At 39.5% G+C, this 23,438-nt stretch carries 15 protein-coding genes; 2 read left to right on the forward strand and 13 right to left on the reverse strand.

The window, feature by feature from the left end; translation table 11 throughout:
- Window positions 1-77: 77 nt before the first annotated feature.
- The 3 genes from rpmF to B3P16_RS15970 form a co-directional block, all read right to left on the reverse strand.
- A complete protein-coding gene (rpmF, locus tag B3P16_RS15960; protein WP_046672269.1) occupies window positions 78-269 on the reverse strand; it encodes a 50S ribosomal protein L32 in 192 nt (63 codons plus the stop codon).
- 14 nt (window positions 270-283) lie between these two features.
- Window positions 284-820: a YceD family protein gene (locus B3P16_RS15965; protein ID WP_046672268.1), complete on the reverse strand. Its 537-nt coding sequence runs from the start codon at window positions 818-820 to the stop codon at window positions 284-286.
- A gap of 102 nt (window positions 821-922) precedes the next feature.
- The gene (locus B3P16_RS15970; protein ID WP_070566227.1) at window positions 923-1,573 is read right to left on the reverse strand and encodes an epoxyqueuosine reductase QueH; all 651 of its coding nucleotides are present in this window, start codon (window positions 1,571-1,573) and stop codon (window positions 923-925) included.
- A 178-nt stretch (window positions 1,574-1,751) separates the two neighbouring features.
- Here B3P16_RS15970 and B3P16_RS15975 point away from each other — a divergent pair, with 178 nt between their 5' ends.
- Window positions 1,752-2,912 carry a hypothetical protein gene (locus tag B3P16_RS15975; RefSeq protein ID WP_070566229.1) on the forward strand — a complete coding sequence of 387 codons (1,161 nt, stop codon included), beginning with the start codon at window positions 1,752-1,754 and terminating at the stop codon, window positions 2,910-2,912.
- A gap of 8 nt (window positions 2,913-2,920) precedes the next feature.
- Here the strand turns inward: B3P16_RS15975 and B3P16_RS15980 are convergent, their stop codons facing one another.
- The 6 genes from B3P16_RS15980 to B3P16_RS16005 form a co-directional block, all read right to left on the reverse strand.
- On the reverse strand, window positions 2,921-3,772 hold the full coding sequence (locus B3P16_RS15980; protein ID WP_312194325.1) for a transglutaminase-like domain-containing protein: 852 nt from the start codon (window positions 3,770-3,772) through the stop codon (window positions 2,921-2,923).
- A 97-nt stretch (window positions 3,773-3,869) separates the two neighbouring features.
- Complete coding sequence (locus B3P16_RS15985) at window positions 3,870-4,529, reverse strand: ABC transporter ATP-binding protein (protein ID WP_159332739.1); 660 nt, start codon at window positions 4,527-4,529, stop codon at window positions 3,870-3,872.
- Between the two features lie 103 nt (window positions 4,530-4,632).
- Window positions 4,633-7,035, reverse strand: a complete 2,403-nt coding sequence (locus B3P16_RS15990; RefSeq protein WP_286843515.1) for an ABC transporter permease — start codon at window positions 7,033-7,035, stop codon at window positions 4,633-4,635.
- Between the two features lie 255 nt (window positions 7,036-7,290).
- Entirely contained in the window at window positions 7,291-9,738 is a 2,448-nt protein-coding gene (locus B3P16_RS15995; RefSeq protein WP_286843516.1) for an ABC transporter permease, read from the reverse strand.
- A 27-nt stretch (window positions 9,739-9,765) separates the two neighbouring features.
- The gene (locus B3P16_RS16000; RefSeq protein WP_286843518.1) at window positions 9,766-12,207 is read right to left on the reverse strand and encodes an ABC transporter permease; all 2,442 of its coding nucleotides are present in this window, start codon (window positions 12,205-12,207) and stop codon (window positions 9,766-9,768) included.
- Window positions 12,208-12,411: 204 nt separating this feature from the next.
- The gene (locus tag B3P16_RS16005) at window positions 12,412-12,636 is read right to left on the reverse strand and encodes a helix-turn-helix domain-containing protein (protein ID WP_286843520.1); all 225 of its coding nucleotides are present in this window, start codon (window positions 12,634-12,636) and stop codon (window positions 12,412-12,414) included.
- Window positions 12,637-12,763: 127 nt separating this feature from the next.
- Between B3P16_RS16005 and B3P16_RS16010 the strand changes: the two genes are divergently transcribed.
- Window positions 12,764-13,432, forward strand: a complete 669-nt coding sequence (locus tag B3P16_RS16010) for a hypothetical protein (protein WP_159332743.1) — start codon at window positions 12,764-12,766, stop codon at window positions 13,430-13,432.
- A gap of 72 nt (window positions 13,433-13,504) precedes the next feature.
- On the opposite strand, the gene B3P16_RS16015 is transcribed toward B3P16_RS16010, so the two are convergent.
- The 4 genes from B3P16_RS16015 to B3P16_RS16030 form a co-directional block, all read right to left on the reverse strand.
- On the reverse strand, window positions 13,505-15,910 hold the full coding sequence (locus B3P16_RS16015; protein WP_286752360.1) for an ABC transporter permease: 2,406 nt from the start codon (window positions 15,908-15,910) through the stop codon (window positions 13,505-13,507).
- 190 nt (window positions 15,911-16,100) lie between these two features.
- Complete coding sequence (locus tag B3P16_RS16020; RefSeq protein WP_286843523.1) at window positions 16,101-18,506, reverse strand: ABC transporter permease; 2,406 nt, start codon at window positions 18,504-18,506, stop codon at window positions 16,101-16,103.
- A 33-nt stretch (window positions 18,507-18,539) separates the two neighbouring features.
- Window positions 18,540-20,930 carry an ABC transporter permease gene (locus B3P16_RS16025; protein WP_286843525.1) on the reverse strand — a complete coding sequence of 797 codons (2,391 nt, stop codon included), beginning with the start codon at window positions 20,928-20,930 and terminating at the stop codon, window positions 18,540-18,542.
- 51 nt (window positions 20,931-20,981) lie between these two features.
- Window positions 20,982-23,375 (reverse strand): ABC transporter permease, encoded by a 2,394-nt coding sequence (locus tag B3P16_RS16030; protein ID WP_115047337.1) that lies wholly within the window; start codon window positions 23,373-23,375, stop codon window positions 20,982-20,984.
- Window positions 23,376-23,438: the final 63 nt, after the last annotated feature.

The following is a 23,438-nucleotide window of genomic DNA, read 5'->3' on the forward strand; positions in this document are numbered from 1 at the left end:
CAAAAAACATCCCAAAGTAAAGCAAATTTCTAAAATAGTGCTTGTCTGGGATGTTTTGGTGTTATGAAAGGTTTACCTTAGACAACAGCTGTATTTTCAATGATCAATTTACCGTTGTAGTACAAGTTTCCGTCTACAGTATATGCACGGTGAGGTAAATGAACTGCGCCAGTTTCTTTACATACTGTCAAGCTTGGAGCTTCAGCTTTATAATGTGTTCTTCTTTTGTCTCTTCTTGATTTAGAAGTTTTACGTTTTGGATGTGCCATCTCGTATTCTTGTTTTAGTTATTTTTAATATTTCTCAATGCTTCCCAACGTGGGTCGATAATTTCTTCTTCTTTTTGTTCCTCTGAATCAGGCTCGCTTGTAAATAACGCGAGCATCTCAGGATCACATTGTATACCTTGTCCCTGCTCTTCACATTTTACGATATAGGGAACAGCTAAATTAATGTATTCGTATAATAACTCAGCTATATCCAACTCATGGTCGCTTTTGGATAAGATCAACACCTCTTCGGTATTATCTGTCCAATCTTCATCCGTGAATTTGACTAATATTCGTTCTTGAATTGAAATCGGTGACATAAACTCTTTTAAGCAGGTATCACAAGTCAATTGAATTTCGCCTTGGATATCAAAATGCAAAATCAAAAGATTTTCTTGTTTTTGCAATTCAACTTCTGCTTTCAGATTGCCATCTTTTACAATCGAATGTTCGTAGCAGTCAAAGAACTTTTTATTAATGTCAAACTCAAAATTGTGCTTTCCAGCGTTGAGCCCCGAAAAGGGAATTCTGTATTGTTTTAGATGTTTCACAATCTTGCATTTGAGCCTGCAAAGGTATGTATAAAATCATTAGGATAGAAATATTTTTTCAAATATTCCGAAGCAAAGCTTCATATACACCAGTAACAGGACTTATTCATAATAATTTTTGCCTAACTCTATCTTTTCGCGCCCATTTGCCATACGCCATTTGTTGGTATCGCGTAGCGAATAAGCACAGCCGCAATATTCCTGCATATAGAATTTCTCCTTTTTGGAGACTTCAAGCATACGGGCAGAACCACCTTTCTTACGCCAGTTGAAAGTCCAATACTCCATCCCTTCATGGCGGGAGGCAGCACGTAAACCACAATCATTGATCTGCTCCATGTTTTTCCAACGGGAGATACCCAGCGAACTTGAAATCACATCAAAGCCATTGGCAGCCGCATACTCAGCCGTTTTTTCAAAACGCATATCAAAACACATCGTGCAACGGATGCCTCTTTCAGGCTCTTGCTCCATCCCTTTGGCCAAATCAAACCAATGATCAACATCGTAGTCCGCATCAATAAAAGGGATATTATGTTTTTCCGCAAATCGGATGTTCTCGTCTTTGCGTAAATCATATTCTTTGCGGGGATGAATATTGGGATTGTAAAAATAGATTGTAAAATCGATATCCGAAGCAATGAGTGCTTCCATCACTTCTCCAGAACACGGAGCACAGCAGGAGTGTAAAAGTAATTTTTTGCCCTCTCCCGGTAATGTCAACGTCTCCCTTACAAATTCCTTATTTTCCATAATCGTATGTGCTAACAAAAACAAAGGCAATTTTAATCAAAAAGTAGCGGATTGACAAATATTTCCGTTTTACTTATACGGGTTTGCCCCTAAAAGAATCATATAAATTCATTGATATTCTGCATATATTAGTAGATTTGTATGTTTAACGCAATACGCTATTTTTAATAAAAAATATATGAAATTTTCGTTTCAATCCTGTATTATCCTATTCGTTGCCAGTGTAATAGGTTTTACTTCTTGCAAGAAACTGGATGATGAGCCTGTACGAACGGGGGCTACTTTGATCTCTAGATTATATGTTTCTTTCTCGGATTACGACCAGAACAATTCTGCGCTTAAAAACATGATGATTATCGATCCGGCTGATACGACCAATTTAGATAATATCTATCAATATCTTTCTCCGGCAAAAGGGGGCGGACCAATTCTTTTTGATGCTGCTGCCCGGGCTATCTTTCAGGCGAGTGTTACGGCACAGGATACCTTTCTTCAGGTGATTCCATTTGCCAATGAGATCTATGGAATTCCCGGTAATGCAGGTGCTATTGGATACCGCGGTTTTACGAATGTTAGGGGATTGGCCTATTATACGTATGCCCAACAAAATGGTACATCTGGATCTGTAACAACACCATTTCTTTTGGCGGTTACAAATCGCGGAGTAGGTAATTCCATGTTATATGCGATAAGTACACCAAGTGGAAAAGTGGGATCAAAAGGTGGAGCACCAATCATTGACAAACAGATTAACCTTGGGAACCTGGTTCCGAGTTCACTGACTTTATTGAATAGCAATACAAGTGATAGTAATGAGAAATTGGTGCTGATTGGTTTTAATAATGAAGGAACAGAAAATAGAAGTGGTTTTGCTGTATATTCTCAACTCAAACAAGAACTCATCGACCGTCCTCGCGATACCATTGTAGCTTCCACTAGATTTACGCCAGTGATGAAAGTATATATCAATGGTAAAACGGGATTAGGCTCGGTGTCCTATGCACCCAAAAAGGGTTTGTTGGCGGTAACTTCCGGTAGTGAAGTGCTATTTTTCAAAGATCCAAAAACCTTATTTAGTGGAGGCACGGACAAAACTGTGGCGCCTGATTACGTCATCGGTGGGGCTAATACAGGTTTAGTAAAACCTTGGGGGATAGCCATTGATGATCGTACAGAACAAGGGAAATTCTTTTATGTTTCTGATCTAACGAATCGTACAATTTCGCGTTTTCCATTGCTAGGTGAAGGCAATATAAAACCCGATATTGCAGCGAAAACCTATGGCTCTTTGACGCCGAATTATATCTTTTTAGATGCTCGTGAAGCTAATATTTTCTAACGTGCAGTTTAAGCAAGCAACTGGAAAAGCGCTTTGATTTCCTGTTGCTTGTTTGAACTTTCATGTTCCTCGTAGGCAGACATCAAGTTTCGCAAAGCTCGTTTAAGGATGGTCACATTATCGCAGGGATAGGTGAATTCTCTATCCGGATTGAGGTTCAGTTGCTTCAAAAATGAATTTACATCGCTTTTTTGCATAACCTGCCCACGATTAAAGGCATTGATGTAAAACAGCACATTTTCATTCCCTTCTTCATCCGAATCCATATACGCCAATACAAAATGCTTTGGTAAATTAATACCGTAGATCGGAATGTCCAATTTTTGTGCAATGATACTGTAAATGCAGGATAGGGTTAAGGGATTCCCCTGTTTGGTATCGAGTACTTGACCAATATAGGAATTCTGTGGATGATGATAATCCTTTGTATTTCCTGTTAGGCCGAAGGAGCCAAAAAGAACATGATTCATCAGGTTCACTTTTTCCAGCGGGCTCATGTCGTAATGCAAACCGCGCCATACCTCAGTTTTGAGGTCTTCTATCGCTAAAACAATCTTATGATCCTCATAAGAAGGATATTGATAATTATTGAGGATAATTAATCCTTCCAGTAGATTGAATGAGTTACTCAGGTTCCAAATCTGTAATTCGTTTTTGGTCTGATCAAATTGAATTTCATGGATAATATTCTCTAATCGACCCTGTATGTGAGGATCGAAGCTGGACTCCCAAAATTTTTCCAAATAGGGTACAATCTCAGGACCTTGGCTTTTTAACTGGTGCTCCACTTCCTGAATAATCTGTTGGTCGGTGTCGTCCAACAGGGATATTAGCGATTTCAACTCTCTCTCATTCATCATAACGAAGTTAAAGAATTGATTCGAGATATGAGCTAAAAAAATCCCTACCGTCATTGATGTACTGCGTAGGGATTATCCAGGTTAAATTGGCATACAATTATTTGAGCTGACCATCCAGCATATTGACAACTCTTTTACCGTATTCGGCATTTTTTTCAGAATGGGTTACTTGTATGATTGTAACGCCATCATCGTTGAGCTGTTTGAATAAATCCATGATTTCTTCGCCTTGTTTGGAATTTAAGTTACCCGTAGGCTCATCGGCCAGTAATAACTTCGGTGATCCCGCCAATGCACGCGCTATACCGACAATCTGTTGCTGACCACCGGATAACTGGGCCGGGAAGAGATCCTTCTTCCCGACAATGCCAAAGCGATCAAGCATATCGGCAACAATAGCTTTTCTTTCTTTGCTTGAAATGTCTTTATAGATCAAGGGTGTTTCGATATTTTCATACACGGTCAATTCATCCAGGAGATGATAAGCTTGAAATACATAGCCTATGTGAGATTGGTATAGTTGGTTTCTTTTCTTTGCTTTCATATCCAATACATTCTCGCCCATAAAGATATATTCACCCTCATCAGGTTCATCAAGCATACCGATAATATTTAATAAAGTTGATTTTCCAGACCCTGATGGTCCCATGATGGAGATAAAATCACCTTCAGCAATATCGAGACTTACATCTTTAAGGACGAATGAGCGTGTACCACCTACGTTATACCACTTGAATAAATTTTTTAATTGTATCATTTTTTAGTATTGAGATCTTAGATATTCTTGTTTTATATTTTTATTAGTCATCATAATTACTGTTCGACTGGGGAATAGGGCCCTTTACCGCTCAAATTATCTTTTATTCATCGCGCAGGCTATCTATTGGATTTGTTTTTGCGACTTTTATAGATTGGAAGCTGATGGAAACCAATATGAGGATAAATATGCAAAATATTGGGATCAAAAACGACCACCAGGACAGCTGAATATGATAGGCGAAATTGGTAAGCCATTTATTCATGAGTAGATAGGCTATTGGAAGGGCTATGCCGATCCCGACTAAAAAGAGCTTGAAAAATGGTTTGTTCAATTGAATAAAGAGCAATTGTACCGAGGCCCCCAGTACTTTACGGATGCTCATTTCCTTTTTTCGTAATGCCGCCTGATACGCCGCCATACTAAATAGCCCTAAGGCCGCGATGATAACCGAAAGGCTGGTGAAACTATTAAAAGCAGTCTGCAATTCTTGCTGTTTTTTGTGCTGCAAAGCATATTGCTCATCCATAAAGGAATAATCAAGAGGCAGATCTTTTGCGGATGGATTTTTCTCCCATTCTGCTTTGACTGTATTGATGGCCTGATCAACCATTCCCGGTTTTGTTTTGACCATGAGTGTTGTCTGAAAACGCATAGTACCACATTCGTTTTTAAATGAATATAGGCTCGGCTGAACTACATTTTCAAAACCATAAGCTTTACTGTCTTTGACTAGGCCAACAATTTCAAAGGTGACATCACAGCCTTTGATTTTAGCACCTATCGGGTTTTCGAGTCCTAAATTTTTGGCTGCAGATTCGTTGATGACCGCATAGTTGGCCAAGGAATCGTGAAGCAGTTGATCTATTGAAACAGTGGTGTTTCCTTGTATACTGGAGATATTTAGCGTCTTGAAATATCCAGGATCAATACCGACATGTGCAAATGAAACGTTTTTTTGAGCATAGGAAAAATCCATTTTGGGAGGTTGTTCGCCTTCCCCTGGAATATTTGTCGCTGATGCAACTGAGGCAATACTTGGATCATTCTCTAACCGACGTTTTAGTTGTTGATAGGAACCATCGATTTTATTGTCGTAATACATACCGACACCTTTGAAATTAACAACCTGTGCAGGTTCAAATCCTTTATCCGCCTGCTGCATATAATTTAGCTGTGCCCTAATAACCAGCATGCCCGATATAAATAAAATGGCCATACTGATCTGAAAAGTTAGTAGTGCGTTTCGAAATGTGCCCTTTTTGAGAATGGAAGTCAGTCCACCTTTAAGGAGATTAACGGATTTGAAGCCAGAGAGTACGATAGCTGGGTATATTGCCGATAGAACTGTTGTCAATAGTACGGCAATAGCAAGTTGGACGATTGTTTCTGAACGCAGAATATAGCCCTTAAGATCATCATTGAACCATTTTTGGAGGATATTTCCTGTGAGGGCCAAAGCAACGAAACTTAGAATTGCAGCACTGAAAGTCAGAATAAATACTTCTAGTACCAATTGCCTGACGATAGCCCAACGTGAGCTTCCCAATATTTTTTTGAGCGCGAGTTCCTTAATGCGTTGATCCGCTTGTGCCATAATCATATTGGCAAAATTGGCAGAGGCGAGTAAGAGGATCAAAACGGAGAGAATACCAATAATCCACGTGATGATATAAGCCGTGTTACTTCCTGTTTTTGGCCGAAGGTGAAGGTTGGACAGTGGGTCTAGGTAGATCCTCCCTTTGGCATAACTGGAGGAGCTGATTTTATCTTTCGGTGCAATCTCTTTCTGGTAAAGCGCGTTGATGCGATTGGTCAACTTCGTGATATCCGTACCGGGACGTACTTGAATATAAGTTTGATACAAAAAAGGATTATTATTGGCGAAAAGGTCCTGCGGTTCACGGATAAACAGGAGATCGTAATCAATCATGGATAGACCTTGCTCTTTGATTGTACCGTAGATTGTTTCCTGCACACCTAGAGCAAGGCTTATAGCTGGAATCGACTGGGGGCTGTCAAAATTTAAGTCTTCTTTTTTGAATAGTTGTTCGGCAATATGGCTTTTGACCATGGTCGCATCCTTTTGATCCTTGTTTTTGTAGAGCGGTCCGGTCGCATTTTCGATTTGAAAGATTCGTGCGGCTGAGGAGTCAATCAGTGCAGCATTTTTAATAAGTACCGTCTTCTCTCCGAAAAGCGGATAACTTCCATAATTGTAAACTATTTTTCGACCTGCATAGACGATATCAGGTAAATTCTGTTTTAGCAATGGAGCCAGAGAAGGTGAAGTTTCGTCCGTAAATGCACCTTCTGCTTCAAGGCCAATTTGGTAGATATCCTTGTAATGTGGATTCCATTTATCGTAACTGGTCTCTCGATTGATGTATTGATAGGAAAGGATAAAACCGGTAAAACCCAAGGTCAATCCAATGATGTTTAGAAGAGTAAATCCTTTGTTTTTTAAGAGTTTACGCCAAGCTAGTTTGAAATCATTTTTTGTCATCTTACGCTGGATAGGTATGCTTAAACCAAGTAGAACTATTTCACTCAATTAAAATTACAATCCCCTTGCCAGTGTCGTAATAGTTTTATTATAAATAACTTATCGTGTTTTTGTTTTGTTTTTGAATGTTCGATTTCGAACAGTTTACGTCCAGAATCGAACATTCATTCCCCTAAGCTATTGGTTCAATGACCACCACGCAACAGGCAGGCAATTACCAAGGCAACAAACACCAATTTTTAAGATCTTCTGACTTTATTCATCCCTTAAACTATCGACCGGATTGGCACGGACGACTTTCCAAGTTTGATAACTAATCGTCCCAAAAGCAACTAAGATTGCACTTATTCCTGCCAGAACAAAGTAGAACCAATTGATTTCTATGCGATAATTGAAATCCGCCAGCCATTGATTCATTGCCCACCATGCAACAGGTGTAGCAATGACTAAGGCTACAAAGACCAATTTTATGAAATCTCCGGAGAGTAATTTGAGTAATCGGATGGAACTGGCACCGAGAACCTTACGGACACCAATTTCTTTTGTACGTTGCTGGGTCACATATGTTGCTAGTCCAAAAAGTCCCAGGGCGGCAACAAAAATGGCTACAAAGGCAAAGCAGCTGAAGATATTTTTAGTCCGTTGGACATCCTGATAGAGGTCAGCGAAGCCGGCATCAAGGAAATTATAGTCGATTTTTTGATTCGGCGAAAACTTATTCCAAACGGTATTAATGTCGGCTAATGTTTTGGACATGTCCGTCGATTTGGTCTTGATAGAAAGCATGGAAGGACTATTGGCAAGGGTCATGCAAACGGGGTAGTAGCCCTCATCTTTCATTGATTCAAAGATAAAATTATCGACGACACCGATAATGGTCCATGTCCTGCCGTTAGTAATTTGTGTACCAATGGGATTTCCTTTGATGCCTAAATCAGCAAGCATTCTTTTGTTAACAATAGCACCTGTACTATCCGATGCGATATGTGGATCGAAGTTTCGGCCGGCTATTAGCTTCAGACCAAAAGTGGAAAGGTAGCTTTCGTCGATATTCCAGAATTGCCCGCCTTCACCTAATTCAAGATCTTCCTTGCCTTTGGCCCAAAAAAGATTTCCATTTCTTTTTGCACCATCCAATTGAACCGGTAAATAGTCGCCAATAGAGACATCACGAACTGTTGGAATGGCTTTTAATTCATTTTTTAATTCTTTCGCCTGGGAGGCAATTCCCGTTACACCACGAAGTACAATGACCTGATCCTTATCAAAGCCAATGTCTTTATTAAGCATAAAACTGATTTGCTGATTTGCAATGAGTGCGCTGATGATCAATATAATAGATGTTGCAAACTGGAAAATAACCAGTCCATTGCGCAATAATGAAGATTTAGGATTCGTAACCGATTTGCTTTTTAATGCGTTGATCGGCTGAAATCCTGATAAATAGAACGCTGGGTATAAGCCAGCGAGGATACCGATGAACAACATGCTCAAAATCAGCGAAGGCACAAAATACCACACTGTCCACGGTATAAACAGCGCTTTGTTGGCTAGATTGTTAAATAGTGGTAATAACAGGAAGGCTAATAATAACCCTATAAGAAGTGAAATAAGACTGTAACATATCGCTTCGGTCATAAATTGGATAATCAGTGTCTTTCGATTGGATCCAATGGTTTTGCGAATTCCGATTTCTTTTGCCCGCGTTGCTGCATTCGCTGTGGATAGGTTGATGAAGTTAATACAAGCGATCAATAAAATAAAAAATGCGATGCCAGCAAATATCCAGACCATCTTAATATCACCTTGATATTGCGTAGCCATGCCATATTCCGACACATTCTTAGAACGCAGGTGCATATCGAGGGCGTTTTGAAGTAAGACGGTTGACTGCATCATTTCGGGCGATATTTTCATTCCATTTTTTTTATTAATCAGAATATAATGGTCCTGAATATAGTTTTTTGAAATGCTACCCTGTGCGTTGGCAATATCTGCATTCTCCTTCAGTTTTACATAGGTAATGTAATTTGTTGCGCCCCAATTGTTTTGTTCACCCGGGTAAAATGGTTCGCCTGCAAGGGATATAAAATAATCATAACCATAGAGGCTGGAATTGTTCGGAACATCATCGATGACAGCCGTTATGTTATATAAAATACTTTTATTATTGTTGAGATAGATCGTCTGCCCTACAGCATTTCCTTTGAAATATTTCTCAGCCCTACTTTTGGTAATGACTATCGCATTGGGTTTGTCCAGCGCATGTGATAGCTGTCCTTGTACGACCGGAAGTGGAAATATTTCCAAAATGGACTGATCGACATAAACAAATCCTTTATCAAGGTAATTCTCTGCGCGGCCATTTACCGTAAATAGATTGCTTCCGGCACCAAATAAGGTATTGGGTAAAATGCGGCCGGCTAATTCTACACTTGGGATTTCCTCTTGCAAGGTTTTAGCTGCTGGGGCAGGAAAGGCAAAGGTTTGCCTCACTTTATCACCATCGGGTGCCGAAACGATAAGACGGAAAACACGGTCCATGTCGGGATACATTTTGTCATAACTGGTTTCATGGCGAATGTACAGTATAATAAGAATGCAAATGGCAATACTAAAAGCGAACCCGCCGATCTTGATGATCGAGTAAAGTTTGTTGTTGGCCATATTTCGCCAAGCGATCTTTAAATTATTTCCTATCATAATAAAGTTCTTTTACAGTTTTTGTATTTATTCATCACGCAGGCTATCCACCGGATTGGCGCGAATGGCTTTCCAAGTCTGATAGCTGATTGTGCCTAAAGCAATTAAAATGGCACTCATACCTGCAAGAATGAAGTATAGCCAATTTATTTCGATTCGATAGTTAAAATCAGTAAGCCATTGGTTCATTGCCCACCACGCAACAGGTGTGGCAATGACCAAGGCTACAAACACCAATTTTATAAAATCTCCAGACAATAATCGGAGTAATCTGATCGCACTGGCTCCAAGTACCTTACGTACGCCAATTTCTTTGGTTCGTTGTTGTGTCACATAAGTTGCAAGGCCGAAAAGCCCGAGTGCAGCGACAAAAATGGCAACAAGAGCGAAACAAGTAAATATATTCTTGGTCCGTTCCACATCTTGATAAAGGGCCTCGAAACCTTCGTCCAAAAAGCTGTAGTTAATTTGTTGATTTGGTGCAAATTTGTCCCATACTGCTGTGATATCAGCGATTGTCTCTTTGAGATTTTGCGATTTTACCTTAATAGAGAGTAGGGAAGGATTGCCTTGTAATGTCATACAAAGTCCTGCATACCCCTTCTCCTTCAACGACTCAAAAATAAAATCATCTACTACGCCAATGATCGTCCAGGTATTGCCATTGGTGATTTTTGCACCAATGGGATTCTTTAATTGAAGTTCGTCGGCCAACTTTTGATTGATAATAGCCGAACTGCTATCGGTGGCTCTCGTGGGATCAAAATTTCGTCCTTTATTTAAATGAAGACCGAATGTGCTCAGATAATCCTGATCGATTTCCCAAAATTGGCCCTGTGTAGCCATATCGAGATCTCTTCTACCATCAATCCAGAACGGATTGCCATTTCGTTTGGCACCATCGATGGGTACAGGGAGAAAATCACTCAGGGAAACTGAAGCAACATCTGGGAGGCTTTTTAGCTCATTTTTTAAACTTGGAAGCTGTTTCGATAATGTTCCAATTCCGCGAAGCACAACAACTTGGTCCTTGTCAAATCCCAGATCTTTGTCTAATATGTAGTTTATCTGTTTATTGGTCACCAATGCGCCAACGATAAGGATTATTGAGGTTGCGAATTGAAAGACAACCAAACTATTCCTAAAAAGCGAAGATTTGGCACCAATGACGTTGTTTTTCAGTGCAGTGATTGGTTTAAATTTGGATAGGTACAATGCTGGGTAGATTCCGGCAAGGACGCCGATCACCAATATAGCCGCCAAAAGAGAAGGAAAGAAGTATGCCGCTATCCAGGGAATGGTCAAGGATTTGTTGGCTAGTTGGTTGAATACGGGTAGTAGTAGCCAGCTTAGAAAGAGCCCGATAATCAGTGACAGTACACTATAACAGATTGCTTCAACAAGAAATTGTCCAATAAGCAGCTTCCTGGAGGAGCCAATAGTCTTACGGATACCAATTTCTTTTGCTCTTGTTGCTGCATTTGCTGTCGATAAGTTGATGAAGTTAATACAGGCAATGAACAAAATAAATAAGGCTATAGTTGCGAAGGTCCAAACCATGCGAATATCCCCTCTGTTCAATGTACTCACTTTATCGTCGCTTACATCCGCAGATTTTAGATGCATATCGAGGGCATTCTGTAGGGTTATTTTTGCCTGCTTGAAAAGCGGATTAAGTTTACGTCCAGATTTTAGATATTCAGGGAGATAATGTATTTCTAAGTAATTCTTTGAAATTTCTTTTTCTGCCCGTGCAACATTTACGTTGGGTTTTAATTTGACATAGACGGTATAATTGTTATTGAGCCAAGCAGTCTGTTCACCTTGATAAAAAGGCTCTCCAGCGAGCGACATAAAAAAACTATAACCGGCAAGGGTCGAATTGTTGGGCATATCTTCAATTACCCCAGTGATGGTATAGGCTTTCGACTTATTGTTGTTGAGATAGATCGTTTGTCCAATTGGATTATTTTTAAAATATTTTTCGGCTTTGCTTCTGGTGATTACCAATGTGTTGGGCTTGTCAAGTGCGTGGGACAGCTGGCCTGAAACCATGGGCATAGGAAACATGTCGAGAATGGACTGATCGACATAGACAAATCCATCATCATAATGGCTATCAGGGCTGTTATTTAATGACAATTGGTTACTGCCCGCACCGAATAAAGGGTTTGGTAGAATGCGTCCCGTTTGCTCAACGGACGGGATTTCTGCTTTCAGGGTCGGCGCCACAGGGGCAGAAAGTGAAACCCAGCGCTCGATTTTATGCTCAATAGGTAACTGAATGACCAAACGGTAAACTCTATCCATCGCCGGATAAAACTTATTATAGCTCGTCTCATGTTTTATATATAAAACAATAAGAATACAGATGGCAATACTAAAGGCAAAGCCGCCAATCTTGATGAATGAATATCGCTTGTTTTTTGCCATATTCCGCCAAGCTATTTTGAGATTATTTCCTATCATAGCAGAATTTTTTAACGCCTGAATGATTGGTATTTATAATCAAAACAGGCGTTTAAGCTGAAATCAATTGCGTTGCCATTTTGCTAATGTGTTGATAATTAGTTTCTTGTTTTAAAATTGAAAAGTTCGTCTGTACGATATCGAACAGTTTGGCGTTCAGTATCGCACAGACGAGCTAAGCACTGGCGAAAAATGGAGAATTGCTTACTCTTCAATCTCTTTCAACTGGAGATGATCACATAATTCGAACATCATTTTAGCTGGATCTGTATCAATAGCCAATGCAATCAGGTACATTTCATCCAAACGTAATTTGGCCGTTTCGGTTATCGTTAACTCATTGATTCTTGCCTTACTTAAACCCGTTTTTCGCGCAATTCGCGATTTATTAACGGATTTCTTCTCTAAAAATTCACCTAGTTTTGTCATAGTTATGATTTAGTATTCTCTTTTTTTTGTATAGATAAATATACAAAATGTTATTTTTATTTATACAAATGTTTTAAATTTTTAAATTATTTCTATTTCTTTGTATGGAATAACTATATGAGCTATAATGAGAAATAATTTTAAAGTGTTCAAACGGGTGTATAAGCATCGTTGTCAACCGTTGGAAATGCAGTTCTTTTATCGGATGATATTACAGCGTATTTCAAATGGTCTCTCACCCGAAGAAGTATCTTTTTTAATGGGAAAAGCACTGGATTTTATAAGCAAAGTTGAGTCTTTCAAAATTAAAACGATTCTTGCTATTGATTACTATATTTTTTGTCGTGTGTTAGAAGTGGGGAGTATACATGCCATGTTGCCTTTAGGGATGAATTTATCCAAGCAAAAGTATGCTTATGAGTTGCACGTTAATACATTGGCTGAGGAGGTTATTTACCATTTATATAGATTATCCATTGAAGAAGGGGTACAGGAGATCGAATTTAAGATAATGGACATCCGCCATAATTTTGATCCAAATGAACCTTCTACGTTGAATGAGCTTCGGAAGGTCAAGAGAATCATCGAAGCGCAGGTTGGCACGGGATATTTTAATAAAAATAGGAGTCCTTATGAGATACATAAATTGGTTTGTATGATACTCGATACATATGTAAAACCTAAAAACTTGATGAAGATACTTGAAGATTTGCTCAATCGGTCTGATGAGCTTAAACTTATTCGGAAAGAATCAAAATATGGATTTGTTTATCTATCGAAAAGCTATGAAGGTTAAAGGAATAAGGAGTTACCCATCCAGTAGCTGTTCGCAACGAACACCAACTGGATGGGTACAACGCTCATTTTTCTATTCATCTCTTAATTTTTCAACGGGATTAAACCGAGTTGATCGAAATACAATAATGCCAACCAATAAACTCAGCAATCCAATCAATGTACCCAATGGTAACAAGTAAGTAAATGCATTGATTTCTACGCGGATGATGTAATTTTGTAGCCAGTATTGCATCAATAGATAACTCAGTGGAACTGTCGTAAACGCAGCAAATAGGAAGATTCCGTAGTACTCTTTTGAAAAGAGCAACATCAAATGTGCTAGTGAAGCCCCTAGTACTTTACGAATGCCGACTTCTTTATTGCGCAGATGGATGGAAAGCGATATTAATCCGGTAAGTCCCAATACAACAATCAGCAGCGAAACAAACGTAGCAATCTGGGAAGCGCGATGCAGCTGCAGCTCATTTTCATATAGATTTTTGATGCGTTCATCCATAAATTTATATTCGAATGGTGCATCAGGTAGCAACGTTTTCCATTTTTTTTCGAGCTGTTGTACTGCATTGGAAAGAGGTCCCTGCTTCAATCGAATGCTAAGGTATCGATATTGAAGACTCTCATGTACATCCATCCAGATAATAGGCGGAGATGCCTGATGCAGTGAGTTGGCTACAAAATCTTCAGCAACGCCCACAATAGTGATTTTGTAATTAGGATCATTTATTGCTATTTGCTGACCAATTGCTTGCTCGGCATTTTTAAAGCCAAAATCATCCATAGCCTTCTTGTTGATGACAACTGGTCTATTATCCGCATTCGTTGCATAATGTTTAGGAAGAAAAGTTCCTGCAATTAGCGGTATCTCGTAGGTTTCCAAAAAGTGACTATCACTTGTAATCCGTTGTACCTGGATTTCTCTGTCGTCTGTCGTCCCGAATGCAGGCTGCATATTGGACCCCAGCAATCCAGGAGTTTCATAAGATAAGCTTACTGATTTTACTTCTGGCTGTTGGCTGAGTTCCTGTTGTAAAGTCTCCATTTTGCGAACACCATTTTCGGACCAATCCCTAGGTACCTGAACGGTTAATAAGTAATCTTTGTTGTACCCTAGATTGCTATGGAGAAATAGATCCACCTGTTTGGAAATAATCAATGTGCAGACAAGCAGGAGCAAGGCTACTCCAAATTGAAAAAACAAAAGAATTTTTCGCACCAGTTGTTTGCCCCCCAGCGTCGAAAACTGGCTTTTGACTGCCGGAAGTATCGCGACATTGGAAAGTTTAATGGCTGGATAGAGCCCCGCTAGTAGACCAATGAACAACGTCATTATAATCAGTAAACCAAAAAAGTAAATAGGCAATTCCACCAACGAGGGTAGCTTACGCATCAAGACATGTTCGAAGATTGGACTCGTGATGATGTAAATTGGAAGACTGATCAATGCTGCTATGGCCACAATCAGGATATATTCGGTCATCAGTTGTCTAATAAGTTGCATGCGAGATGATCCCATCATCTTGCGAACACCGATTTCCTTTAATCGCGTAATGTGCTGAGCGATACTAAAATTGATGAAATTGATGATGGCCATGATCAAGATGAAAATGGCAGTCCAAACCAACGTCTGTATCATTTTGCGGACGGCCCCTTGGTTGTCATCCAAATAATAGGTTTTCAATGGTTTTAAATTAGGGCTGTATTGATTGGAAAACTCTTTATCGGTATTCTTTCTTACCAGCGTTTCGATGGCGGCATCTACGCGCTCCACACTTACACCTGGTTTCAATTCGATATAACCGGCAATATAAGGGTTATCCCAATTGTCTATCGATCGGCCAAAGAATTGCTCGTTGATGATCGGTAAAAATATGTCTGCATGCATATTCTTTGTGAGATCCATAATGGCGTTTTGGACATCAGATTTAATGATTGCTGTAATTTCAAAATCATGTTTTTCACCCTTGAAATTTTTTATTTGTAGCGATTTGCCAAGTACATCCTCATTTCCGAAATATTTTATGGCTGCTTTGTCACTGATGACTACTGAAAAGGGATTATTCAAAGCGGTATTGGCATTGCCTGCTAAAATCTGGAATCCGAACATCGTCAATAGACTGGGATCTCCAAGAGACATGCCTTCTTCATGGATTGTTGCTCCGTTCGCTACGATACCGGTCAACCCATCAATCCGATAATAATTGGAGACCAGGTTGGGATACTCCTCATGTAAAGCTTTGGGGAGTGCCCCTAATGTAGTTAAGTCAATACCAAATCCTTCTTTCTTATACTTGCTTTGCAACAAAAATTGCCGATCAATATTTTTGATATTGCTATTCACTTGATGTACATCCCATACATAAGCACCTACAAGTAATAGAAAAGTAATACCGCAGGTCAATCCAATTAGATTGATCAGATTTTGTACTTTTTTCTTTCCGATATTTCGCCAAGCAATCTTGAAGTTTGTAAAGTTCATTGTCTTAAAATATGAATTTATTTTGGTCGTGGAGCTGCTGATAGCTTGTGCTCTACTTAAAAAATTAAAAATACAAATGTTTGGCCAAGTAATTATCCTGTTGATCATTAACGGATTGCATTCCTGATTCTTTTACTCGCTGTTCGATATCGGACAGTGCTTTGTCCATAGCTGAACAGACGAGTCTATTTTATTCATCACGTAGACTGTCGACAGGTTTTGTTAGGGCTGCGCGTATCGCTTGTGAACTTACTGTAATTAAAGCAATAAAAACGGCTAGCGCGCCTGCTAGTACAAACATCCACCATTGCATCTCAATACGGTATGCAAAATTTTCTAACCATTTGTGCATCATCCACCAAGCTAGGGGAGAAGAAATGACAATGGCAATGAGAACGAGTTTGACGAATTCAGTGGAAAGCATGCGTGTGATGTCGGGAACTGTAGCTCCAACAACTTTCCGGATCCCTATTTCCTTTTTGCGTTGATTGGCGGTAAAAATAGCCAAGCCAAATAAACCGAGGCAAGCCACAAAAATAGTCAGCCCCGCAAAGATACTCAGTAACTTACCCGTTTTCACTTCTGCTTGATAGGTTTGTGCGTATCGCTCATCCAGAAAGGAATAGCTGAATGGAATGTCTGCCGGAAAGGAACGATAGAGAGACGCTAATTTTTGAATGAGCTTCTCCATATCGGTTGTTTGTGTTTTAAGAATCAAACTCCCGGCTTGATCGCTAAGAACCATCACAAGCGGAGAGATCTGCTCATGCAAAGAACGAAAGTGGAAATCCTTAACGACACCAATAACACGATAGCTTTTGTTGTCTTTATTGGTTAATATTTTACCAAGGCTATGATTGTTCCAACCCAGATCTTTTGCTGCGGTTTCATTGATGATAACAGAAAGGCTATCATTACCAAATGTTTTTGCGAAATTCCGTCCTTCTTTAAGTTGCATACCCATAACAGGAATATATTCTTCATCAACATCGTAACGAATTGTTTTGACCCATTGATCAGTATTGCCATCTGGATAAATGAAAAAATTGTTGTTGTTGCTTTCTCCAGCAGGAAGATAGGACGAATGAGAGACATGCTTGATCCTGCTGTCTTGCATCAATAAATTATAATATGTCTTTTCGTTTTTTCCCAAAGGCCAGCTCGGTATAATAAGGACATTATCCTTGTTATATCCAAGTTTAATATGACGCATATAATCCAGCTGCTGAACAACAACCACGGTTCCAAAGATAAGCCCGACAGAAATGATGAATTGAAATACAACAAGTCCGCTACGTAAATTAAAGCCTTTAGTCGAGCGGCTTATTTTCCCTTTTAATACCCGTAGCGGATTAAATGAGGATAGATATAACGCGGGATAGCTACTGGAAAATAGACCGACAATTAGACCAAAACCTAGTAAGATGGGGATGATTTTAGATATTTCAAGTTTTTGAATTTCAATCTCTTTTCCGGAAATCTGATTAAATAGGGGGAGGGCAAGTAAAACAATTCCCAGAGCTATTCCTAAGGAAATATAAGTCAGGAGGACACCCTCTAGCATAAATTGTCGCATCAGGTTTTGCTTGTCAGCACCCAGTACTTTTCGTACGCCAACTTCCTTACATCGCTTAAAACCACTGGCTGTAGATAAATTCATAAAATTAATGGTGGCTATCAATAGCATAAAAAGTGCAATAGCGCTGAAGATGTAAACGTACCGTATATCCCCAGGGACACTGAGGTCATAGTTGAAATTCGAATGTAGATGGATATCTGTGAGCGGTTGTAGGTAAAGACCGATCTTATTTCCCGTTTTTTTGAATTCTTGGTAACTCATGCCAAAACCGGCCATAAATTGTGTGGCAACATGTTTGTCGAATAGGGTGGCTAAGTTTTTTTCGAGCTTTTCACGTGATGCATTTTTTGAAAGAAGCGCATACGTATAGTATTCGGAGGTCATCCATGAATCTGAACGTGAATCTTCCAGTGCATCCAAAGAGGTAAATACATCAAAATGAAAATGGGAGTTTTGAGGAACATCTTTAATTACGCCAGTGATTTTGAGAATATTTGTATTGTCTTTGATGATGAGGTCTCGACCGACAACATCGTTTGTGCCGAAGTATTTTAAGGCGGTGGATTCGGATATCACTGCAGAATTAGGGGAAGAAATAGCTGTAGACAAATTCCCTTTAATAAAAGGGAGTGTGAAAATTTTGAAGAAAGAAGCATCCACGAAAGCCATTTTTTCTTCGTGGAAAACTTTATTATTGACGACAAATAGAGGCGATCCACCTATTCTTAGTCGTGCAGTTTCTTCAACTTCGGGCAGCTCTGACTTCATCGTCGAAGCTACAGGTGGCATTACATGTGCCTCATTGATCGTTCCGCCCTTAACCGTTCCTCTGAAAACAACACGTACAATACGGTCTGCATGCTCGTTGTAACGATCAAAACTAAATTCATCGGTCACATATAAGCTGATCAGAAGGCAGGTTGCAATGCCCATGGCCAACCCAACGATGTTGATAAACGAGGTAGAGAAATTGCGGGTTAAATTTCTCCATGCTATTTTTAAATTATTCTTGATCATATTGAGGCCCCCTCTATTACTATAAATGAATATTTACTCGTTTCGTAAGCTATCTACTGGAGTGTTTAGTGCGGCACGTATTGTTTGGAAATTGACAGTAATGATGCTGATCAAAAAGATGGCAAGCGCGGCAAGGATAAAGAACCACCATTGCACGCCCACATTGTACGCATAATCTTCAAGCCATTTTTTTGAAAAATACCCCGCTATTGGACTGGCAATAAAAATAGCCAAGGTGGATAAGATGAGATAATCTTTTGAAAAGAGACGTGATATGTCAAGCACTGTAGCGCCTAGTACTTTGCGTATGCCAATTTCTTTAGTACGCTGTTCGAGATTTTGCATAATCAATCCTGTAATTCCTAAGGCGGAGATCAACAATGTCAATGCACTGAATAGGATAAATAATTGCACTTGCTTGTTCTCTTTTTCATATTGTTTTGCAATCAACTCATCTATCCAATGGAAGGAAACGTGTTTATCAGGATAGGTATTTTGTATAATTTGAGATACCGATCGAAAGATTTGTTGTTCTTGTCCTTTCCCTACTTTTATCAGAATATTGCCGCTTCCGTTAAAATCTTTTGCCAAAATTACTGTTGGTACTATTTTGCTACGAAAAGACTCACTATGGAAATCTTTAATGATTCCGACGGGGATAATTTGAAGGTCTTTATACAGGATACCGAGTTTGTTTATCCCAAGCTTTTTTGCCGTACTTTCGGTCACAAGGGCATTATTGATACCTTCATCTTCTCCCAGATCCATTTCAACATGCGTATAATCTTCAGGAGTTAATAATCGACCTTTAACCAGCTGGATTCCCAAAGTCTTGGGCAAATCGACATCGCCACCGATGAAACTGACTTGGATATTTTTCCCTGGATCGTCCTTGTCAACGATTGTCTTGGCAAGGTAGCCTGACCCGATTGTCGGCGTCCAGGCAGCGACGCTGACCGATTCAACCCCAGTAAGTTGACCAATTCGATCTTTTATATTTGTATTTTGTGTACCCTTATTGAAATAGTCGATGTTTAGCACATTTTTGACTTCCATTCCCAAGGGTGCTGCTTGCATATAACTGAGTTGGGACTTGATTGTTATAAGGCCAATGATGACGATAATGGCAATGCTAAACTGTGTAGTGATAAGCATTTTTTTGATAAAGACTTCCGCATGGGGAATTTTTGATAGCTTATTTTTTAAGGCATCTGAACTCTTAATACCAGAGATCAGCCATGCAGGATAAAAACCAATTAGCAGGCCGAGGGCGATTGATGTCGTCATATAGGCCAATAGCAACGGGAGCTGTATGGATTTAATATAAGCGAGATCATAGCCTATAAAGTGTTCCAGTTGGGACAATCCAAGTCTAAAAAGTACCAAACTACATAACGCAGAAATAAAAAACAGTAGGATTGTTTCTAACAGCATTCGTCTGATCATCTGGGCTCGGCTGGCCCCCAATACTTTATGTATATGAAGTGCTCTTAATTTTTTAACTGTTCTTACAGCGTAAATATTAATAAAATTGATACAGGAAATAATAAAGACCAAAACGGCAACACCCACAAATATGTTTGTTGTTTTTTGGTTGCCGCTGATATCTGCACTGCCTAATGGCTCCATATATATATCCTGAATAGGCTGCAGGCGAAATGAAGTCACATGTTTTGTGTTAGGACTGAGGTATCCTTTATACCAATGATTTAGTTTCTGCTCGAGATCTATTCTTGGTGTCCCGGGTTTTAGTTGTACAAATTGTTCGGTGTAGTAGCCTGAGCCATCTTTGCTTAATTCCATCGATATTTTGGGGACTAAAGCAATGGCGGAAGCTCTGAGCGTTGAATTATAAGGAAGAATATCCATAACACCCGTGATGATATAATCGGATGGCTTATCGGTATAGGGGTCGGCACTTTGGATGACTTTGCCGATGACATTTTCGTTCTTAAAGTACTTTTCTTTGAATTCTTTGCCGATGAGCAAGTTTGTTGTTCCTTGGACCAGCTGTTTGGGATTGCCTTCGAGAACCTTGATGGTCAACATATCCAAGATATTTATTTCCGACTCCAAAACCTGTATGCCTATGGGCTGTGCTGAGCTTGCATGCGGTTTTAAATAATATTTTCTGGATTCTATCCGAGCCTCATTTTGAATCTCCGGAAATACTTGTTTGAGTTCCGTACTTAAATTAACGAATGTCCTGGACATTTGGCGTTCAAGGCCAGCCGTTGAATCTATCGTGACAATCCGAAAGAGATGATCCGCATTTTTCCAGCTTTTGTCGTACGAATTTTCCTCAATGACAAGAGCGAATACAAGAAGACACAAGGAGAACCCAATACTTAGACCCAAGATATTGATCCAGGTATATTGTCGGTTGACAATGATGCTGCGAAGAGCAAGTTTGAATGAATTCATAGTCTTCTATCTGGTTTTAAGCTATCGAAAAAAATGTTGTTTGACTTTAAGCTACTCATCACGTAAGCTATCGACAGGATTACCCAGTGCAGCCTTAATTGCTTGATAGCTTATCGTGGCCATACTGATCAGAATAGCCAATAGTCCAGCAATGACAAAGTAATACCACTGTATCTCAATTCGATAGCTGTAATCTTGTAACCATTTATCCATGGCCCACCAAGCGATAGGTGTGGCGATAAAAATTGCGACCACAACAAGCTTAATAAAATCGATTGAAAGTAAAGAAGTTACTTGGGTGACACTTGCTCCAAGAACTTTGCGGACAGCAATTTCTTTCATGCGCGTTTCGGCCATATAGGCGATTAATGCCAATAAACCAAGACAGGATATAAAGATCGTCAATCCTGCAAAGATCATGGCTAGCGTACCTATAGCTTTTGTCTCTTTAAATTTTTCTTCGTAGGTCTTGTCAATGAATTGATATTCAAAAGGATAGTCTGGGTTGAACTTTTTAAAGATGGACTCAATCGTTTTTAAGTTGTCTCCGATGTCATTGTTTGGATTTAAACGATAATGGATCGTTGTAAACCAGGCTTGCGGTCCTAATATCACCATGGGTTTATTGTCTCCAAATGGCGATCCCATAATGAAATCTTTGACCACCCCAACTACGGTCCATTTTGTTCCATCACCATCCACAATGCTATTGACCGGGTTTTTGAGGTGCAAACTTTTTACCGCGGATTCATTTAAAATCAAAGCAGTACTGTCTGTCGCAAACTTGTAAATATCGATATCCCGCCCCTGTATAAGAGTTAGGCCTAGATTTTTTACGGCATCTGCATCGGTACTAAAACGGTTATAGGAAATGCGTTTGTCCTGTTCCGTTGGTGTCCCAGACGTAAATCCCCAGCCATTGCTATAGAAATCGGTTACTGGCGACATATTTTTTGATACAGAAACAACTGCGTTGCTGGCTAGTAATTCGTCGCGTAAAATTTTATAATTCTTTTCTAAGTCACCTTTGATACTGCTATAAAGCAACCCATTTTCATTATAACCACGGTCGCGCTGTTTAGTGTACTGGATTTGTTTGGCGACAATGACCGTTGCGATAATCAATATAATCGCGAGACTGAATTGAATGACCACTAAGATGGAGCGAATACTAAGACCCCTCGTTTTAGAAACGAATTTCCCCTTCAACGTTTTGATAGGTTGAAAGGAAGAAAGGAAAAAGGCGGGATAGGTGCCGGCTAATATACCTGTAAATAAAGCAAAGCCAATTAAAAATAGCCAGGTCGGTAAGTTTAATAACGATAGGCTAAGCTGTTTTCCGACAAGCTCGTTAAAGAATGGCAGGACAATAAAAACAAGTATCGTCGCGAGTACCATGCCGATTAGGCTGATCAATATGCTTTCAACGAGGAACTGCGCCATTAGGCTTGTCTTATTTGCGCCAATTACTTTGCGGACACCGACTTCTTTCGCACGGCGTTCGGAACGTGCCGTACTCAAATTCATAAAATTGATGCTTGCCACCAATAAAATAAATACACCAATCCAAGCAAATAGCTTGACGATATCGATACGTCCGGACGTATAATTTCCTCCTTTTCCGCTATTGTAAAGAAACGAATCGGGATAGGGAAAAGCAAAGATCTCACCCGTATTTCTAGCCGATTGGTAACCGGCAGCCTTATTACTTGCATTGATATGATCTCTCAGATAGGTTCTGATTTTGCTGTTAAACGCGGTAAGTGAGACACCTTTTTTTAGGAGCACATAGGTGGTTAATGAATTATTGCTCCAGTTATCATCCACGTAACCAATTATTTTTGCATATTCAAATGGTAGGAGAATATCAAATTTGAAACTTGAATTACTCGGAAGGTCTTTAAGTACCGCCTGTACGGAAACCTGATTAACAGAGTCTATCCGAACTGATTTTCCAATAGGATCTTCGCTGCCAAATAAAGCCTTGGCATAGCTTTCTGTGAGAACAAGGCCTTTAGGGTTATCAAATCTAATATTCTGTTCTCCTTTCACAAAAGGCAAAGAAAACATCTTGAAAAAACCAGGATCGATGAAAACAGTATTTGCGATCAGTTTTTTATCCTTGAATGTCGTTAGAAATTGGCCGCTCTCATTATATCTGGTAAAAGTTTCTATATCTGGAAAATCGGCGGACAAGGAGGGACCTAATATTTTAGGAGTGAAGGCCCAAGCTGATTTATCGCCCTGAAATTCGTCTCGATTACTCAATACATGCAGGCGATCACCCTTTTCATGAAAGCGGTCCATGGTTAACATGTTTTGCAACCAAAGTGCTATAAGTAATGCTCCGGCCATGCCGATCGCCAATCCGATGATGTTAATCAAAGAGAAGGATTTGTTTTTCATCAGGTTGCGCCATGCTATTTTGATATAATTTTTAAGCATATTTGTCGTATTGGTTATTGCTAAATAGAAAAAACTTGAATTTTAAAGGTCCAGCTTGTTATT

Origin of the sequence: Sphingobacterium sp. UBA7631 (genome assembly GCF_002483935.1) — a bacterium.
Taxonomy (GTDB): domain Bacteria; phylum Bacteroidota; class Bacteroidia; order Sphingobacteriales; family Sphingobacteriaceae; genus Sphingobacterium; species Sphingobacterium multivorum.

What these genes read in the sequence shown, in the direction of transcription:
- rpmF (WP_046672269.1), bottom strand. Translation starts at nt 269, where the DNA reads ATGGCACATCCAAAACGTAAAACTTCTAAATCAAGAAGAGACAAAAGA.
- B3P16_RS15970 (WP_070566227.1), bottom strand. Translation starts at nt 1,573, where the DNA reads ATGGAAAATAAGGAATTTGTAAGGGAGACGTTGACATTACCGGGAGAG.
- B3P16_RS15975 (WP_070566229.1), top strand. Translation starts at nt 1,752, where the DNA reads ATGAAATTTTCGTTTCAATCCTGTATTATCCTATTCGTTGCCAGTGTA.
- B3P16_RS15980 (WP_312194325.1), bottom strand. Translation starts at nt 3,772, where the DNA reads ATGATGAATGAGAGAGAGTTGAAATCGCTAATATCCCTGTTGGACGAC.
- B3P16_RS15985 (WP_159332739.1), bottom strand. Translation starts at nt 4,529, where the DNA reads ATGATACAATTAAAAAATTTATTCAAGTGGTATAACGTAGGTGGTACA.
- B3P16_RS15990 (WP_286843515.1), bottom strand. Translation starts at nt 7,035, where the DNA reads ATGACAAAAAATGATTTCAAACTAGCTTGGCGTAAACTCTTAAAAAAC.
- B3P16_RS15995 (WP_286843516.1), bottom strand. Translation starts at nt 9,738, where the DNA reads ATGATAGGAAATAATTTAAAGATCGCTTGGCGAAATATGGCCAACAAC.
- B3P16_RS16000 (WP_286843518.1), bottom strand. Translation starts at nt 12,207, where the DNA reads ATGATAGGAAATAATCTCAAAATAGCTTGGCGGAATATGGCAAAAAAC.
- B3P16_RS16005 (WP_286843520.1), bottom strand. Translation starts at nt 12,636, where the DNA reads ATGACAAAACTAGGTGAATTTTTAGAGAAGAAATCCGTTAATAAATCG.
- B3P16_RS16010 (WP_159332743.1), top strand. Translation starts at nt 12,764, where the DNA reads ATGAGAAATAATTTTAAAGTGTTCAAACGGGTGTATAAGCATCGTTGT.
- B3P16_RS16015 (WP_286752360.1), bottom strand. Translation starts at nt 15,910, where the DNA reads ATGAACTTTACAAACTTCAAGATTGCTTGGCGAAATATCGGAAAGAAA.
- B3P16_RS16020 (WP_286843523.1), bottom strand. Translation starts at nt 18,506, where the DNA reads ATGATCAAGAATAATTTAAAAATAGCATGGAGAAATTTAACCCGCAAT.
- B3P16_RS16025 (WP_286843525.1), bottom strand. Translation starts at nt 20,930, where the DNA reads ATGAATTCATTCAAACTTGCTCTTCGCAGCATCATTGTCAACCGACAA.
- B3P16_RS16030 (WP_115047337.1), bottom strand. Translation starts at nt 23,375, where the DNA reads ATGCTTAAAAATTATATCAAAATAGCATGGCGCAACCTGATGAAAAAC.